Source organism: Mycobacterium sp. SMC-14, from assembly GCF_046250075.1.
Lineage (GTDB): Bacteria > Actinomycetota > Actinomycetes > Mycobacteriales > Mycobacteriaceae > Mycobacterium.
Window position 1 is genome coordinate 1,786,686 of record NZ_CP176429.1, and the last position, 15,645, is coordinate 1,802,330.

Below are 15,645 nucleotides of genomic sequence, written 5' to 3' on the forward strand. Positions count from 1 at the left end.
CTAGACTGCCTTGTTCATGGCCATCCGGCGCGCGGTGCTCGTCATTGCCGATATCGGCGGCTACACCGCCTATATGAACTGGAACCGGACCCATCTGGTGCATGCCCAGATGGCAGTCGCCGCGCTGCTGGAATCGGTCATCGATGCCGCCAAGGGCATGAAGCTGGCGAAGCTCGAAGGCGACGCCGCCTTCTTCTGGGCGCCCGACGGTGACGCCCAGGTCTTGGTCAGCGAGCGGTTGTCGCGAATGCATCAGGCGTTCCTGAATCGACGGGCCCGTATCGAGAACGGCCGGAACTGTCACTGTGAAAGCTGCGAGCAGCTGATGAACCTCTCGCTGAAGTTCGTCGCGCATGAGGGCGAGGTCGCCGAGCAGAAGGTCAAGCGTCACACCGAACTTGCCGGCGTAGACGTCATTCTGGTGCACCGGATGCTCAAGAACCTGGTGCCGGTTCCCGAATACGTGCTGATGACCGATGTCATAGCGCAGCGGCTTGACGAGCCGGTTCGTGCCGTGTGCACGCCACTGGTGCACGACTTCGAAGGACTGGGCCAAACGGCAACGTACTACCTGGATCTCGCGAAGTCGGCGGTAGCGCCACCGGCAGACGCCATGGGATTTCGCGGCAGGATGAGGTTTCGGTGGAAGGCGCTGCCGTTCGTGGTCGGGGCCAAACAACCGTGCGAGGGATTTCGCGGACTGGGCCGCGGTACCCCCGAACTCTCCAAGGGCTGACAGCGGCGGTCAGCCCAGGGCCGGCTACAGCTTTCCGGCGACGAAGTCAGCCGCTTGGTCGACCATTCCAGCGGAGATATAGGCGCTGGCCAGGTGTTGCGGCCAGTTCGCTTCCCAGGTGTTCGGGTCGGCGGGGTTGCAGATGGGGTCGGCGCCATGGCACTGCTCGATGGTCCGATCGTTGTAGATCGGGTTGAAGTTCGTGATGGGTCCGACCCATTGACTGCCGTTGCCGAACAGCGCCACTGCGGCGATGTGCTCGTCGGCGCCCGGTGGCAGGGGATTGGTGAAGCCCAACGCGGAGAAGGGGACCGCCAGCACCACGTCGGTGACCGCCGCGCCCAGCGAGTAACCTCCCGGCACTATCCGGGTGTTCGGGCAGCCGTTGATCGTGTTCTGGATGTGGGCGCTCATGTCGTTGGCGCCTTTGTCGATCTCATTGTCGGCGGGGTAATTCACCGCATACAAACTGACGTACTTGGAAGTCTTGGAGCGCAGCGCGCTGACGAACGCGTTGCCGATCGCGCCGGCCCCGGGTGATTCCAGGCGCCCACGGGCGAACACCACTTCGACGTCGGGGCAGGCCGCGCTGGCCGGCGCCACAGCACCGGGTGTGCCGGCGGGAATCACGACGGGGGCGGTCAGCAAGAGTGCTGCCAGCACAGTGCCTGAACTTGCGAGTCGCAGTCGGCGGGCCGAGGAATCGCTCACGAAGTGGATAGTAGTGGTCTGCAGCCACCCTGTCGCCACGAGCTGGTGGGGCATGGACCCGCCCGGCCGTTACTCGGCGTCGGACGGTCCCAGCAGGCGCACTTCCTCCAGGTCCATTTCGGCCTGCACCTCGCGTAACACGATGTCGTCGATCTGATTTCGGTCGCGCAGCTCGGTAACGGCCCTGCGCTGGTGCTCGAGGATGCCCAGATGTACCCGGCGCACCATGTCGTCACGTTCGGCGGCCGCGTTGGGCTGATCGGCCACCGCGACCAACTCGGCCTGATCCCGGTACTCCTTGAGTAGCCGACCCACCAGTTCCGGACTGACGTCGAGTTCGTCGGCTACTCGCGGCAGCGCTTCCAGGGCGGCTTCGGCGGCCCGGGTACGTGCCAGGTGCAACTCCTCGGCGTGTGCCGCGTCCTCGGGCATCCGTGCCCATCGCACGACCGCGGGCAGGGTGCTTCCTTGGACCAGCACCGTCACCAGGATCACGAAGGTGACCACGTAGATGATCAGGTTGCGGTCCGGAAATGGGGTGCCCGCGTGGGTGGTCATCGGGACGGCCAGTGCCGCGGCCAGGGAGACCGCGCCGCGGAAGCCCGCCCAACTCGATACCGCGCGCTGGCGCCAGCCCACCCGACGGGTCCGCTGCACCGCACGCCGGTCCAGGGTGCGCAGGAGCACGGTGGTGATCTCCGACCACGCTATTCGGGTCACGATGACGACGCCGGTGACAGCGAGGGCCAGCATCGTGGCATGACGGACGCCGTCGCCGACATTCTCGATCCCGTGCACCGCGCCGGGGATCTGGACGCCGACGAACACCCACAGCGAGCCGTTGATCAAAAACGTCGCCATGTCCCAGAACGCGAATGCCTGCAGCCGCGAACGAGCCCCGATCACCCGCGGGCCGACGTAGGACAGCACCAGTGCTGATACCAGCACCGCGACGACGCCGCTGCAGTGAAACGTCTGAGCCAGCAGGAACGCCGCGAACGGTGTCAAGATGCTCAGGGCGCCTTCTTCCAGTGGCGCGTCGATTCGGCGGCGCAGCAGCGTGACGGCGGCACCCACCAGCAGACCGGCCGCGATACCGCCGAGGTACGAGCCGACGAATCGGCCCACCAGGTCGATGGGGCCGATCGCGGGGCTTCCGGTGGCGACGGCGACCGTGACCGCGAACAGCACCAGCGCGGTGCCGTCGTTGATGATGCTCTCGGCGCGCAGCACGGTCAGCGGCCGACGCGGCAATTTCTTCGCCAAACCGGCCACGGCGGCGGCGTCGGTGGGCGACAGCACGGCGCCCAGAACCGACGCCGCATGCGGCTCCATGCCCAGCGATCGCGCCGTCCAGGACACCGCCACCGCGGTGGCAATCACCAGGCCGACGCTGACGAGCACGATCACGCGCAGGTTCGCGCGGATCTCCCGGAAGCTGGTGTTCATGCTCTCCCAGTACAGGATTGCCGGCAGGAACAGCAGCAACACGATCTCCCCGTCGAGCTGTGTTTCGCCGAAGCGGGGGATCAGACCCAGCATGCCGCCGAGCACGATGAGCAACACCGGGGGACCGACGCGATACCGCTTGCCCAGGATGGTGCCGCCGACCACGGTGGCGACGAGTGTGACAACAACGACGAGGCCAAACACCATCACATCCTGCCGCTGTGGCCGGATTCCCGCAGCGTTAGCCGAGCCGTGACTGCTCGAGATATGCCGCCAGCGCATTGGTCAGGCCGCGGCGGGCCTCGTCGAGGTCGGCGTAAGAGCCCAGCTGGCGCTCGGAGACCAGCCCGCGCATCGCACCCGGGATGAGGGCGGCTACCTCGCGCACTCGCTGGGGGTCGACGCCGAGATCGGCGAAGGCCGCATGGCACGTCGTCAGCCAACTCTTGCCCCAGGAGTACAACTCGGCTGCGGTGCGCGGAGACATCCGTTCCAGTTCGAGGTGGTCGCGGGGGAGTGCGGCCCGCAGATTCTCGATCGCCCGCGAGTCCTGGGACGCCAGCCCGTCATACAGTGTGTCGATGATCGCCGCGACTCGATCCCGCAGCGGCGCATCCGGTTTCACCCCGGCGAATGCCGACATCGCGGCATCGCGGCGTTCCGCCGTGCGGTGCAGCACCGCCGCCCAGAACCCGTCGACGTCGCCGAACTGATACTGCACCGCACCCCAGGTGGCACCGCTCTCCTTGGCGATCCGGCTGGCCGATACCGCGCTCGGGTCGCCGGTGGCCAACGAGCGCACCGCAGCGTCCAGCATTGCCTCGCGGGTGGCCTGCCCGCGCCGGTTGCTGCGCCGCGGCGCCGGTTGTGTCATCTCACGGATCCTAACAACCTTTCCATAGTGCCCACTATGATTCTGTCGCGGAGCGAACTATGCTGCGGAAGTCGGGCCCGGTCGGAGACCACAGAGAGGACACGTTGACATGGCCAAACCGCCCTTGTCGATGAACCCGACAGGCTGGTTTCAAGTGGCTTGGTCCGACGAGATCGGCGTCGGCGATGTCCACACCATGAAGTACTTCGGCCGGGAGATGGTGGCCTGGCGTGCGGAGTCCGGTCAGCTCACCGTGATGAACGCCTACTGCGAACACCTGGGCGCACATCTGGGCTACGGCGGCACCGTGCACGGCGAGGTGCTGCAGTGCCCGTTCCACGGCTGGCAGTGGAATTCCCAGGGCCGCAACGTCTGTATCCCATACCAGGACAAGCCCAACCGCGGCCGGCGTATCACCACCTATCCGGTAGTCGAGCGCAACGAGTCGGTCTACATCTGGAATGACGCGCACGGCCGTGCGCCGTACTTCGACCCGCCCGATGTGTTCGCCAGCTTTGACGATCGCAGCGCCGCCGACTACTACCCGCAGCAACGGCTATACCGGCAAAGCCTGGAAATGCACCCGCAGTACGTGCTGGAGAACGGTGTGGACTTCGCCCACTTCAAGTACGTGCACCGCACCCCGATCGTGCCGGTCTTCACCCGCCACGATTTCGCCGAACCGGTGTCCTACGTCGATTTCACCATCACCTTCGAGGGTCACGACGGTCAGAAGATCGAGGACGTCAACAGCGGCGTGGAAGCGATCAACGGCGGCCTGGGTATCGCGGTGACCAAGAGCTGGGGCATGATCGACAACCGGACCATCTCGGCGATCACGCCGGTGGACGAATCCACCTCCGACGTTCGCTTCATGGTTTACATCGGACGCTCACCTGCCGGCGGTTCAGCGAGGCTCGACGGAGGAGAGGAGAAGCTGGGTCCGCCGCATAAACCCGGCGACCCTGATCGCGCCGAGGCCCGCGCAGCCGATTTCGGGCGCGAAGTCATCCGCCAATTCGAGCAAGACATCCACATCTGGTCGCATCAGCGCTATTCGGATCCGCCGGCTCTGGCGACCGCCGAGTTTGAGGGCTTCACTGCAATTCGCCAGTGGGCCAAGCAGTTCTATCCCGATGGCGTCGGCGGCAGTGCTGCCGAGGTCCACGCGCAGAAGGGTTTCACCGCATGAACGCAGCCGCCGCACCCATCCGTGTTTTCCAGGTCGCCACCGGCAACGTCGGGACCGAGATGATCCGGCGGTTCGCCGCGCGCGACGACCTCGAACTGGTAGGGGTGCACTGCTATTCGCCGGACAAGGTTGGCAAGGACACCGGTGAGCTGGCCGGGATCGCACCCAACGGGGTCATCGCGACCGGCAGTGTCGAGGAGATCATCGCCGCCAAGCCCGACGTCCTGACGTTTCACGGGGTGTTCCCCGACGAGGACCTCTACGTCAAGGTCCTGGAAGCGGGCATCAACATCGTGACCACCGCCGACTGGATCACCGGCTGGCATCGCGACCGCAATCACCCGCACCCGTCGGGCAAGCCGGTGACGCAGCTGCTGGCCGAGGCCGCCGAGTTGGGTGGCGCGAGTTTCTACGGCACCGGAATGAACCCGGGGCTCAATCAGATTCTCGGCGTGGTGTGTTCGGCTGATGTCGCCGAGATCGAGAACATCACCACCATCGAGTCGGTGGACGTGTCGTGTCACCACTCCAAGGACACCTGGATCGAGGTCGGCTACGGCCAGCCGGCCGATGATCCAGAGATCCCAGCCAAGTTGGAGAAATTCACCCGCGTCTTTGCCGACAGCGTGCTGATGATGGCCGACTGTTTCGATCTGACCCTCGACGAGGTGACCTTCGATTACGAGCTGGGGGTGTGCACCAGGGATGTCGACCTGGGTTGGTACACCCTGCCGAAGGGCTCGTTGGGCGGCAACTACATCAAGTACCAGGGCATGGTGGACGGTGTGCCGCGCGTCGAGACGCATCTGGAGTGGCAGATGACGCCGTTCACCGAGCCGAACTGGAATATCAAGGGCTGCTACATCACCCGGGTCACCGGCGATCCGTGCGTCTACAACAAGCACATGATCTTCCCCAAACCCGGGGTGGACCTGTCCAACCCGGACAACTTCGCCTCGATCGGCATGACCGTGACCGGGCTGCCCGCACTCAACGCGATCAAGTCGGTGGTGGCGGCGCCGCCCGGCCTGCTGACCAGCGCCGACCTGCCGCTGCGCGGATTCGCCGGGCGTTTCCGCAAGTGACCGAGGCCGGCAGGGTCGTCGCATTGGCGCGCGGCATGCGCGAGCTGGTGGCGGCCGAAGCCGCCGCATCCGAGCAGCGCCGCACGCTGACCGGCCCCATCGTCGACGAGATGTGGCGCAGCGGCCTGATGACGTCGTTCAATCCCGCCGCTGCCGGCGGCGTCGAGCCGTCGTTTGCCCAGATGATCGAGACGTGGATCGAAATGGCCTGGCAAGACGGCTCTTTCGGATGGGTCGGTATCGCCAACATGCCCTCGTCGTTCGCGGCCGCCACCTACCTGCCCGACGACGGGTTCGCCGAGGTGTTCACCTGCCATGACCATCGCGTCACGCTGGGCGGCCAATACTTCCCCAATGGGCAGGGCGTGGCGGTCGACGGCGGCTACCGGCTGAGCGGAGCGTGGAGCTTCGGCTCGGGCATCGGTCACTCCCAGTACGTCGCCGCGGGCTTCTTCCCGATGGACGACGGCGAGATGCGTTGGGTCAGTGACGGGATACCCGACATGCAGGTCGCGGTACTCCCGCGTGAGCAGGTCTCATTCAACGACGGCTGGCACGTCCAGGGGCTCAAGGGAACCGGTTCCTACGACTACAGCATCGCGGACGTGTTCGTACCGCACAGCCGGACTTTTCCGCTGTTCTGCCGCGAACCCCGTCGGGGTAACTCACCGGCCAGCCGGATGGGATTGATGCCGGTGACCGCGGCAGGGCACGCGTCCTGGGCGCTCGGTGTCGCCAAGAGCATGCTCGATGACGTGACCGAGCTGGCAGCCACCAAATACCGGATGAGCGATATGGCGTCCTTGGCCAGCCGCCCGACGTTTCAGAAGGATCTAGCTCACCACGTGGCCGCGTGGCGGGCCGCTCGCTTGTTGGTGCTCGACGCCTTCACCACGGCCGAATCCGCTGTCGCGGCAGGCGAAGACCCGACGCCAGGACTGCGGGCCGACATGCGAGTGGCGGCCGTCTACGCCACCGATACCGCCAGAAACTGCGCCGAATGGGCACACCTGGCGGCTGGAACAACGGCGATCCGCGAAGGCAGCCGCCTCGAACGAGCATTCCGCGACATCTATACCGGGACCCAGCACGCCTTCATCAGTGAGAAGGTCGCCATCGACGCGGCCCAGATCTGGCTCGGGCTGATCGACGACCAGTTCGGGCTGTGAGCAGCCGCTGAATCAGGGCAGCGGGGTCCCGGAACTGCCCTCGGGCAGCGGTGTCCCGGAGCTGCCGGACGGCGGAGCTGACGGTGTGGGGTGCGCGGGCCGCGACGCCGGGGGACGAGCCGGTGCGGCAGGTGCCCGGTTACTGCCACCGTTCGCCGGGAGCTGGGAGCCGCCCGCGGGTGCTTGCGGCTGCGCCGGCGCCTGCGGAGCCGGGGCCACCCAGCGAATCAGATCGTTGCCGCCGGTCTGGTAGACCATGCTGTTCGGTGCGTCGCCGGTGACGTCGAAATAGACCTTGCCGCTGGCCTTCTGGCCCTGAGTCAGGGCTGCGGGAGCGATGCCCTGTGCGGTGGGCACGGTGAACAAAGCCTGGTAGTTCTGGCCGCTGGCCGAACGGGCACTGAGGTTGGCGACGATCGGGAAAACGGCGCCCTGGATCGCCTCGTCGGTGGCGGTGGCCTCCCACAGGGTGCCACGCGGCTGATAGGGAATCGCATCCGAGCTGGGGCGCAGATCGCTGATGGTCCAGCCGTGCACGCCGGGGCCTTCGGGCACGGTTCCCTGCGTGCCGATCGGTTGTGTTGCTGGGGCGGGAGCCGGGGCCGGGTCAGGGTCCGCGCCGGCGATCCCGGTGCTGAGGACGCCCGCGGCGGCCAGTGCTCCCGCGGCCAGGGCGGTCGAGATGGACTTCATCGGAGTGTCTCCTCAAATCGGCTGTATGCCGACGACATTGGTACTCAAGTACTTCAATCCTAACGAGCTGGGGACCAGGCTACCCAGGAACGAGACCGGCCCGACCTCGCGGTAGGAGGCCGGGCCGGATTGGCTATGAACTTCGGTCAGTTCGACGTGGTCGAGCCGCTCGCGCCGCTGGCGGCGGGGGTACCGGGGGCGGCGGCCGGAAGCGGCGTGCCCTGGTTTCCGGCGGCAGCCGACGTGGTGCCTTCCGAACCGGTGCCCGCCGTGCCCGTCGTACCGGTCGCTTCCGTCGTCGACGCACCGGGCGCCTCCGCGGGAAGCGGCGTACCCGAGCTGCCGGCGGCAGCCGATGCCTCGGACTGGGTCGGCGTACCCGGGGTCTGCTGCGACGACGGCGCCGGGCCGCCGGCCGGAGTCGACGCTTCTGCGCTGCCCGCGCCGGCCTGGGTCTGCGACCCCGAGGTGCCCGTGGCGGCCGGAACCTCCGAACCGGTGGCAGCGACCGGAGTGCCGCCGGCCTCGGCCGGCAACGGGGTGCCCTGGCTGCTCGCGGGCAGCGGGGTGCCCTGGCTACCGGCGGCAGCCGGCGTGGTCTCGGTAGCGGCCGGGGCGCCCTGGGTGCCCGGTTGGGCAGGCTTGGTGCCGGTGGCCGCCGGACCGGAGGCCCGCTGCGAACCGGTCGCCGCCGGACCCGACGAACCGCCGGCCGGCGTGGTCGGCGCGGCGGGGGTCCAGACCAGCAGATCCTGACCGGCGCCCTGGTAGACCGCGCTGTTGGGCACGTCGCCGGTGACGTCGAAGTAGACCTTGCCGCTGGTCTTCTGGCCCTGCGTCAGGTTGGCCGGGTTCACGCCCTGCGCGCTGGCCACGGTGAACAGCGCCGGGTAGGTCTGTCCGCTCGCCGAGCGTGCGCCGAGGTTGGCGATCACCGGGGTGACGTTGCCCTGGATGGCCACGTCGGTGGCGGTGGCCTCCCACAGGGTGCCGCGCGGCTGGTAGGGGATGGCGTCGGAGCTGGGCCGCAGGTCACTGACGGTCCAGCCCTGGATGACACCGCCGTTCTCCACGGTGCCCTGGGTGCCGATCGGGTGGGTCGAGGGTGCGGCGTCGCCGGCGTCCGCGCTGGCGGTCGCGGCGGTGACGGCTCCGGCTGCGGCCAACGCGCCCGCGGCTGCCACGGCAGTTGTGAAGAACTTCATTATGGGCTGACTCCTCGGTTCGACTGATCTCGGGCTTCCTGCGGCGGTTCCAGCTTCGCCTCTCCTTCGTCGAGCCTCGCTGAACCGCCGGGTGATGCAGTGACTCCAGGAGGAAAAGCCTAACGGATTTGACAGCTGCGTTTGTTCGGCTCTCAAGGATCGATGCTCAGGAGTGCGAACTCCACCACGCGTAGAACTGCTCCAGCGTGGGTGTGTTGCGCTCGGTCCGCAGGGAGCCGATCACCAGGTTGGCGTCGTTGGTCCACACCAGCACGGGAGACCCCTGTCGGGTGCCGCACAGCAGCGTTCCGGCCGTTTTGTCCGGGCTGGCGGTGCGGTGCCAGGCGCCCGGCGACTGGATTCGGCCCGGACAGTTGACGACGGTGGTGGCCTGCACCGTGTTGTCGAAGCTCTGGCGCAGCGAGCTGGCATCGGAGAACAGTGCGTAGGTCGCCGCCGGCGGGCCGTCGACGTCGGTGTTGCGGCCACACGTCACCTCGGCGATCGCCCCGCCCGACGGTGTCGTCGATGTGCAGGTGTCCTGCGGGTAGCCCGAGGGCAGCAGCTTGAACAGACGGGCCTGAGCCTCGGCCGACGACACTGTCGTGGTGGGCTGAGTCACCCCCGCGGCGGATGGCGAGGTGTCGGTGTCGGCGGCCAGGTCGTCGGAACCCGATCGGTTCGTCATCCAGATGATCAACCCGACGACGATGACCAGCGCCGCTCCGACCCGCAGCAGCAGCTTGCGCTTGGCGGGATCGTGATGCAGGCGTAGTCGGCGTGACGAACTGAACCAGTCGTCGGCGGCCGTCGAGACCCGGGACGGGCCCGGCTGCCCCGTGGGGCGGGCAGCGGTCACGGGCGCGGGAATCGGGTCGGGCTGGGCCGGCGGGGCGGCCGGTTGGGTCGGCTGCGGCTCGGGCACCGGCGGCGCCTCGCGCACCGGGGCTTGGGGAACCTCGGCCGCCGCGGTCGGCTCGGAGGGTGGCACCTCGGTCGGCACCACCGGCGGCGTGCTTTGTTGGGGCTGCTCGATCAACGGCGGCGTGGACTGCTGGCTGGTCTCATAGATCTGCAGGGTCCGGTGCTGATCGGGCGCGCTGAGCGCCTGATAGGCCGCGGTTGCGAGCTCCGCGGCGCTGGCATAACGCTCGTGGGGGTCCTTGGCCATACCTTTGGCGACTACCTCGTCCAAGGCGGCGGGGATGGTCGCCCCGGCGTAGCTGGGCCGCGGAATCGGTTTGGTCTGATGCGCATTGGCCAGCATCTTGAGGCTGTCGGCCCGGTACGGCGGCGATCCCGTCACGCACTGATAGAGCACGCATGCCAGCGCATAGACATCGACAGCCGGCCCGAAGTCACTGCCGGAGAACAACTCCGGTGCCGCGTACTTCCAGCGGGCACCCGCATTCTCGGCGTCGGCCGCCTCGGCTCCGGGAGCTCCGGCCAGCCCGAAATCGACCAGATAGACGAAGTCATCACTGGTCAGCAGAATGTTGCGCGGTTTGACACCGCGGTGGATCACGCCGACGCTGTGCGCGGCATCCAGGGCCGACGCTGCCTGCCACACGACGTTCACCGCACGCGACGGGGGCAGCGCGCCGTTGCGCTTCAACAGTGCGGCCAGGTCGGCACCGGCCACCAGGGGCATATCGATGAACACCTGGCCGTCGAGCTCGCCGTAGTCGCGAACCGGGACCACATGAGGCTCCTGCACCCGCCCGACGACCAGCGCCTCACGCTGCAGCCACTCGCGGAAAGCCGGATTCCCGCCCAACGCCGGCGCCAGCAGTTTGAGCGCGGCGGTGCGGTCCTTATAGGTGTCGACCGCCTCATAGACCTCACCGGTGGTGCCGCGCCCCAGCAGCCGTTTGAGGAGGTAACGCCCCACCCGTGACCCAGCCCGCGAACCCGACGCGGTCTCGCTCATCACCGACTCCTCACGGAAACCCATGAACCCCGGTCACCGAACTGCGTGCCCGACGACATTGCCGCTAATGATTTCATCACTGAACCGCGCCGCGATCAGCCGGTAGCGTCAACATCGCTGGATTCATACGGAGGCTTGCCAGGTAGGTGGCTGGTCAGCGGCCGGTGAGGTTGCTGATCGTCATGATCTCCAGATTCCGGTACGCGCGACCGGTGGGCTGCACCAGATCGTGGAACCAGGTCTGCGGCTCGGCGGTGTAGGGGTTGTCCCAGGAGTCCCACGGCAGGTAGGTCTGGGTTCGCCCGGCGACGAAGCCCCAGTTGTAGGCGCCCACATTGTGGCGCTTCATGATCGGCAGAATCCCGTCGATGGTGTTGCCGCGGGTACGAGCCAGATATTCGGTGCACATCATCGGCCGGCCCAGGGGCGCCAGTTCGGCGATGCGCTCACTGAACGTCGCCGGCTTGTCGTACGAGTGGAACGTGATGACGTCGGAGCTGCCCAGTTGGGTGTTGACGATCGTGCTGCCCTGACGCGAGCCCTCCCAGATCCCACTGGTCAACGGCTGACGGGCATCGACCGACCGGGCCCAACTGAACACCTGGGGCAGCAGGTCACTGATGTAATCCAGCTTGTCCGACCGTTCGACGGCACTGTATTCGCGGGCCATGTTGTCCGGTTCGTTCCATAGGTCCCAGGCCAGGATCCGTTCGTCGTACCGGAACTGGGTCATCACACCGGTGACGTAGTCATGCAGGGTGCGGTAGTAGTTGCGGTCCCCGAGGCGGTCGGCGCCGGGGCTCTGCACCCATCGTGAATTGTGGATGCCGACTCGCGGGGCCGGCTGTGGTCCGGCCTTGGGGTGCGGGTCCCAGCAGGAATCGAACAGTACGAACATCGGCTTGATGCGGTGGCGCGCGGCGACGGCGACGAACTGGCCCAGCCGGTACTGGAAGCCCCGCTGATCGGCGGCCCACAGCTGGTCGTGCAGGAACACCCGCACCGTGTTGAAGCCTGCCGATCGGGCCCAGCCCAACTCGGAGTCGATCCGCCGCAGATCGAACGTGCCCGGCTGGAACATCTCGAGCTGGTTGACCGCGGTGGAGGTGATGTAGTTGGAGCCGACCGGCCAACCCTGCGCCTGATACCAGCGGTTCACCCGGTCGATCGACCAGCGGCCGGGGTCCGCGCCGGCAAGTGGGAGCCGGCTCAATGTGGGACCCGCCGCCAGCAGAAGGGGGAGCCCCAGTGCCGTTCGACGCTTCACGAAGTGACCATAGCCTCCGGACCCGTTACCGGGCGTTCGAACGCGCCGCCTGTCGGCGAGCAAATCGGGCGGTGGCAACCGGGGCGACGCCGGACACCTAAACTGGCCGACTATGTCGCAGCACCTGCAGGACAAGGTCGTCGTCATCACCGGTGCCGGCGGTGGTTTCGGCAAACTGATCGCCGAGAAGTGCGCCGCCGCCGGAGCCCGCGTTGTCGGCGTCGACATCGGTGCCGAGAACCTCGCGGCGGTCTTCGACGGGATCCGCGAGGCGGGACGGTCCGGCACCTATCAGGTGGCCGATGTCACCGACATCGATCAGATGAAGGCCGCCGTGCAGCACGCGGTGCAGACCTTCGGCGCGGTGGACGTCATCGTCAACAATGCCGGTGTGATGCCACTGGCCTATTTCGCCGATCACGAGAAGGCCTGGCAGCAGTGGCACCGGGCGATCGACATCAACATCAAGGGTGTGGTGAACGGCATTTCGGCCGTCTACGACCAGATGATCGCCCAAGGCCGCGGGCACGTCGTCAACATCTCGTCGATTTACGGCAACGCCGGTGTGGCCGGCTCGGGGGTCTACAGCGCGACCAAAGCCGCGGTCGCCGTCCTCTCGGATTCGCTGCGCAGCGAGGCGAAGGGAAAGATCAAGGTCACCACGGTCAAGCCGACCGGTGTTCTGGGCACCAACCTCGGCAAAGGGGTGGTCAACGGTGCCGCGATCATGGGCATCGTCGGGTCCCGCGGCCAGAGCTACATGCAATCGGTCACCGCGTTCGCCGAGGGCACCCTGGAACCCGAGCAGACCGACATCGACTCGGTGAAGTACTGGCTGATCACCCCCGAAGACCTCGCCGAGGCGGTGGTGCACGTCATCGATCAGCCCTGGGGCATCAGTATCAGTGACATCACCGTGCGAGCGAGCGGCGAAGACTACATCTACTGATATCTACTGATATCGAACGAAGTCGACTGATCGGAGGCGGTAAGCGAGATGTCTTCCGACACCGACTGGAATTCACCGGCTTACACCGCCGCTGAAGCCGCTCACTATCACGCGGTCGGCTGGTGGTCGCAGGCCACGCTCTCCGATGCGGTGCGCCGCAACGCCCAACAATTCCCCGCCCGGGATGCCTACGTGGATTATCTCGGTGCAGGCATGACCTGGCAGGAATTCGACACCGCGGCGCAGGAGTTGGCGGCACGTCTGGCAGGTACCGGTGTACGCCCCGGACACCGGATCGCGGTGTGGCATCGCGATTCCGCGGCCATCCATGTGCTGTTCGTGGCGATCGAGCGCTGCGGGGCGATCGTGGTCGGAATCGGTGCTCGGGCTGGACTGCGTGAGGTGGCCGCGATCCTGGCCGCATCGCAGGCCCAGCTGCTGATCACCGACGAGCAGCGGCACGCCGCCGCCGGCGGACTCGAGATCGAGACGCGCAGTATCGATGAGTTACGGTTGGCCACCGAAATCGGTGTACCTGGACCGCAACTCGGCCCCGATGATGTCTTCCTGATCAACTCCACCTCCGGTACCACCGGGCTGCCCAAGTGTGTGGTGCACACCCAGAATCGCTGGCATTACTTTCACCAACTGGCCGTCGCCAACGGGCAGCTGAGCTCCGACGACGTCTTCCTGCCGATCATTCCCACTCCGTTCGGCTTCGGTCTCTGGACCAGCCACACCAGCCCGATCCACCTCGGCGCCACGGCGATCCTGCTGGACCGCTTCACCGCGGCCGCGACGTGCGCTGCGATAGCGCGGCACCGGGTCACCGTATTGTGCTGTGTCAGCACTCAATTGACCATGATGATGGCAGATGCTGCCAGCCGCGAGTTCGATTTGAGTTCCTTGCGGGTGGTTTTCACCGGCGGGGAGGCGTTGCCTTACCGGCCGGCCGCGGAGTTCGAGGAGCTCACCGGAGCGAAGATCCTGCAGTTTTACGGCTCCAACGAAACCGGGGTGCTCAGCGCCACCACTCTCGACGATTCGTTGGAGCGTCGGCTGCGGACCGGCGGGCGAATCGTCCCGGAGATGGCGGTCCGGCTCTTCGGTGGCGAAAACGGCAACACCGACGTGACCGACACCGGCCGGGGGCAGCCCGCCTGCCGAGGGCCGGCCACCAGCCTCGGCTACCTCAACGGGGTCGATCACGACAAGCTGTTCACCGCCGACGGCTGGATGCGGATGGGGGACATCTGCGAGATCGACGCCGACGGCTACCTGAGTGTCACCGGCCGGACGTCGGATTTCATTCTGCGCGGCGGCAAGAACATCAGCGCCGCCCAGGTCGAGGACGCGGTGATGACCCATCCGGCGATCGCGGTGGCGGCCGCGGTGCCGATACGCGACCAGGTCTTCGGTGAGAAGGTCTGCGTCTACGTCGAACTCGCCGATGCGGCGCGCGCGGGGACAGGCACCCTTGCGTTGGCCGAACTCATCGAGCACCTACTGGCGCTTGAGGTGTCCAAAGAGCTGTTGCCGGAACGTCTTGTCGTCATCGACGAGTTGCCGCGCTCATCCGGCGGCAAGATCGCCAAGGGGAAGTTACGCGAGATCAGTGGCTATTCGTAGCCCTCGTAGACCTGCAATGGGCCCTCGGCCGTGATGCGATAGCCGACCGTCGCTACGTGCACATCACCGACCGGATCGAGTTCTCGGTAGCCGCCGAACAGTTCGATGTCGTTGTCCTGCAGGCCGACCCGGAATCCTCCCCACAGGTAGGGCACCGGGAACCACAGTTGTTTTCGGGGCAGCTCGTGCAGCACCTCGACCGGGGGATAGCGCAGCATCTGGCGCAGGTCACCACCCCGGAACAGGTGTTGGATCAGGTCGTCGATCACGGCGGTGAGCTGGCAGTTGAGCGCGTCAACCCGGTCTCGGTCCAGCGGCGCCGGCGGGGGTCTGAGCACTTCCAGCAGTTCGGGGGGCCGTTGGTGTTCGACGGCAATGTCGTAGGCAGTGCGGCCGGCGGCGTCTGGTTGTGAGCGCAGTGCGCCCTGCTCGATCAGCCAGGACGCGATGTCTGCAGACGCGCCGTGCCAGCCGGCCTGATGCAGCACGGTCAGCCAGGTCTTGCCCCCGGGCCGCCAGGCCTTCACATCGACTACGTGATCGCCGCGGTCGAGTTCCCGGATCACCGTGCTCCACTTGCCGCGCTTGGCCACGTCGGCCAGATACAAGGCGGCCTGCGCCTGCCGGTTGCCGAGCAGCGAGCGGTCCATCACCCCCGGCCACAGCGGGGCGTTGTTGCGGATCTCGGCGTAGGTCGTCACGATGCCATCTTCTCGCGGTTCGGGCCGCGATACCTGAGCTCGCGGCTATGGAAGT

14 protein-coding genes are annotated in these 15,645 nt (G+C 66.9%); 6 read left to right on the top strand and 8 right to left on the bottom strand.

The genetic code is table 11. The features are described from left to right. Positions 1–16: 16 nt before the first annotated feature. On the top strand, positions 17–736 hold the full coding sequence (locus ACKY0W_RS08375; protein WP_409437167.1) for a DUF2652 domain-containing protein: 720 nt from the start codon (positions 17–19) through the stop codon (positions 734–736). Between the two features lie 24 nt (positions 737–760). On the opposite strand, the gene ACKY0W_RS08380 is transcribed toward ACKY0W_RS08375, so the two are convergent. The 3 genes from ACKY0W_RS08380 to ACKY0W_RS08390 all read right to left on the bottom strand — a co-directional run bounded on the left by ACKY0W_RS08380 (position 761) and on the right by ACKY0W_RS08390 (position 3,770). Further along, positions 761–1,447 carry a cutinase family protein gene (locus ACKY0W_RS08380; RefSeq protein ID WP_409437168.1) on the bottom strand — a complete coding sequence of 229 codons (687 nt, stop codon included), beginning with the start codon at positions 1,445–1,447 and terminating at the stop codon, positions 761–763. A gap of 69 nt (positions 1,448–1,516) precedes the next feature. After that, the gene (locus tag ACKY0W_RS08385; RefSeq protein WP_409437692.1) at positions 1,517–3,100 is read right to left on the bottom strand and encodes a Na+/H+ antiporter; all 1,584 of its coding nucleotides are present in this window, start codon (positions 3,098–3,100) and stop codon (positions 1,517–1,519) included. Between the two features lie 37 nt (positions 3,101–3,137). Beyond that, positions 3,138–3,770 carry a TetR/AcrR family transcriptional regulator gene (locus ACKY0W_RS08390; protein ID WP_409437169.1) on the bottom strand — a complete coding sequence of 211 codons (633 nt, stop codon included), beginning with the start codon at positions 3,768–3,770 and terminating at the stop codon, positions 3,138–3,140. Positions 3,771–3,879: 109 nt separating this feature from the next. Between ACKY0W_RS08390 and ACKY0W_RS08395 the strand changes: the two genes are divergently transcribed. Genes ACKY0W_RS08395 through ACKY0W_RS08405 form a run of 3 tightly spaced genes read left to right on the top strand, consistent with a single transcriptional unit; the run spans position 3,880 to position 7,216 of the window. Next, positions 3,880–4,962, top strand: a complete 1,083-nt coding sequence (locus ACKY0W_RS08395; protein WP_409437170.1) for a Rieske 2Fe-2S domain-containing protein — start codon at positions 3,880–3,882, stop codon at positions 4,960–4,962. After that, on the top strand, positions 4,959–6,047 hold the full coding sequence (locus ACKY0W_RS08400; protein ID WP_406758250.1) for a dihydrodipicolinate reductase: 1,089 nt from the start codon (positions 4,959–4,961) through the stop codon (positions 6,045–6,047). The genes ACKY0W_RS08395 and ACKY0W_RS08400 overlap by 4 nt, the downstream gene beginning before the upstream one ends. A gap of 35 nt (positions 6,048–6,082) precedes the next feature. Next, a complete protein-coding gene (locus tag ACKY0W_RS08405; RefSeq protein WP_409437693.1) occupies positions 6,083–7,216 on the top strand; it encodes an acyl-CoA dehydrogenase family protein in 1,134 nt (377 codons plus the stop codon). A 12-nt stretch (positions 7,217–7,228) separates the two neighbouring features. Here ACKY0W_RS08405 and ACKY0W_RS08410 read toward each other — a convergent pair whose 3' ends face one another. The 4 genes from ACKY0W_RS08410 to ACKY0W_RS08425 form a co-directional block, all read right to left on the bottom strand. Then, positions 7,229–7,909 carry an MPT63 family protein gene (locus tag ACKY0W_RS08410; RefSeq protein WP_409437171.1) on the bottom strand — a complete coding sequence of 227 codons (681 nt, stop codon included), beginning with the start codon at positions 7,907–7,909 and terminating at the stop codon, positions 7,229–7,231. Between the two features lie 146 nt (positions 7,910–8,055). Next, positions 8,056–9,114 (bottom strand): DUF1942 domain-containing protein, encoded by a 1,059-nt coding sequence (locus ACKY0W_RS08415; RefSeq protein WP_409437172.1) that lies wholly within the window; start codon positions 9,112–9,114, stop codon positions 8,056–8,058. Between the two features lie 166 nt (positions 9,115–9,280). Then, a complete protein-coding gene (locus ACKY0W_RS08420) occupies positions 9,281–11,044 on the bottom strand; it encodes a serine/threonine-protein kinase (protein ID WP_409437173.1) in 1,764 nt (587 codons plus the stop codon). 154 nt (positions 11,045–11,198) lie between these two features. Continuing rightward, positions 11,199–12,311, bottom strand: coding sequence for a 1,4-beta-xylanase (locus ACKY0W_RS08425; protein ID WP_409437174.1), 1,113 nt, complete (start codon positions 12,309–12,311; stop codon positions 11,199–11,201). Between the two features lie 112 nt (positions 12,312–12,423). Here ACKY0W_RS08425 and ACKY0W_RS08430 point away from each other — a divergent pair, with 112 nt between their 5' ends. Beyond that, on the top strand, positions 12,424–13,260 hold the full coding sequence (locus tag ACKY0W_RS08430; RefSeq protein ID WP_409437175.1) for an SDR family oxidoreductase: 837 nt from the start codon (positions 12,424–12,426) through the stop codon (positions 13,258–13,260). Between the two features lie 48 nt (positions 13,261–13,308). Further along, a complete protein-coding gene (locus ACKY0W_RS08435) occupies positions 13,309–14,889 on the top strand; it encodes an AMP-binding protein (RefSeq protein ID WP_409437176.1) in 1,581 nt (526 codons plus the stop codon). On the opposite strand, the gene ACKY0W_RS08440 is transcribed toward ACKY0W_RS08435, so the two are convergent. Beyond that, positions 14,880–15,590 (bottom strand): ankryin, encoded by a 711-nt coding sequence (locus ACKY0W_RS08440; protein ID WP_409437177.1) that lies wholly within the window; start codon positions 15,588–15,590, stop codon positions 14,880–14,882. The genes ACKY0W_RS08435 and ACKY0W_RS08440 overlap by 10 nt on opposite strands. Between the last annotated feature and the right edge of the window lie 55 nt (positions 15,591–15,645).

Bases quoted from the DNA above. Each gene is read 5' to 3' on its own strand.
- ACKY0W_RS08375 (WP_409437167.1), top strand. From the start codon at position 17: ATGGCCATCCGGCGCGCGGTGCTCGTCATTGCCGATATCGGCGGCTAC.
- ACKY0W_RS08390 (WP_409437169.1), bottom strand. From the start codon at position 3,770: ATGACACAACCGGCGCCGCGGCGCAGCAACCGGCGCGGGCAGGCCACC.
- ACKY0W_RS08395 (WP_409437170.1), top strand. From the start codon at position 3,880: ATGGCCAAACCGCCCTTGTCGATGAACCCGACAGGCTGGTTTCAAGTG.
- ACKY0W_RS08400 (WP_406758250.1), top strand. From the start codon at position 4,959: ATGAACGCAGCCGCCGCACCCATCCGTGTTTTCCAGGTCGCCACCGGC.
- ACKY0W_RS08405 (WP_409437693.1), top strand. From the start codon at position 6,083: ATGCGCGAGCTGGTGGCGGCCGAAGCCGCCGCATCCGAGCAGCGCCGC.
- ACKY0W_RS08410 (WP_409437171.1), bottom strand. From the start codon at position 7,909: ATGAAGTCCATCTCGACCGCCCTGGCCGCGGGAGCACTGGCCGCCGCG.
- ACKY0W_RS08415 (WP_409437172.1), bottom strand. From the start codon at position 9,114: ATGAAGTTCTTCACAACTGCCGTGGCAGCCGCGGGCGCGTTGGCCGCA.
- ACKY0W_RS08420 (WP_409437173.1), bottom strand. From the start codon at position 11,044: ATGAGCGAGACCGCGTCGGGTTCGCGGGCTGGGTCACGGGTGGGGCGT.
- ACKY0W_RS08430 (WP_409437175.1), top strand. From the start codon at position 12,424: ATGTCGCAGCACCTGCAGGACAAGGTCGTCGTCATCACCGGTGCCGGC.
- ACKY0W_RS08435 (WP_409437176.1), top strand. From the start codon at position 13,309: ATGTCTTCCGACACCGACTGGAATTCACCGGCTTACACCGCCGCTGAA.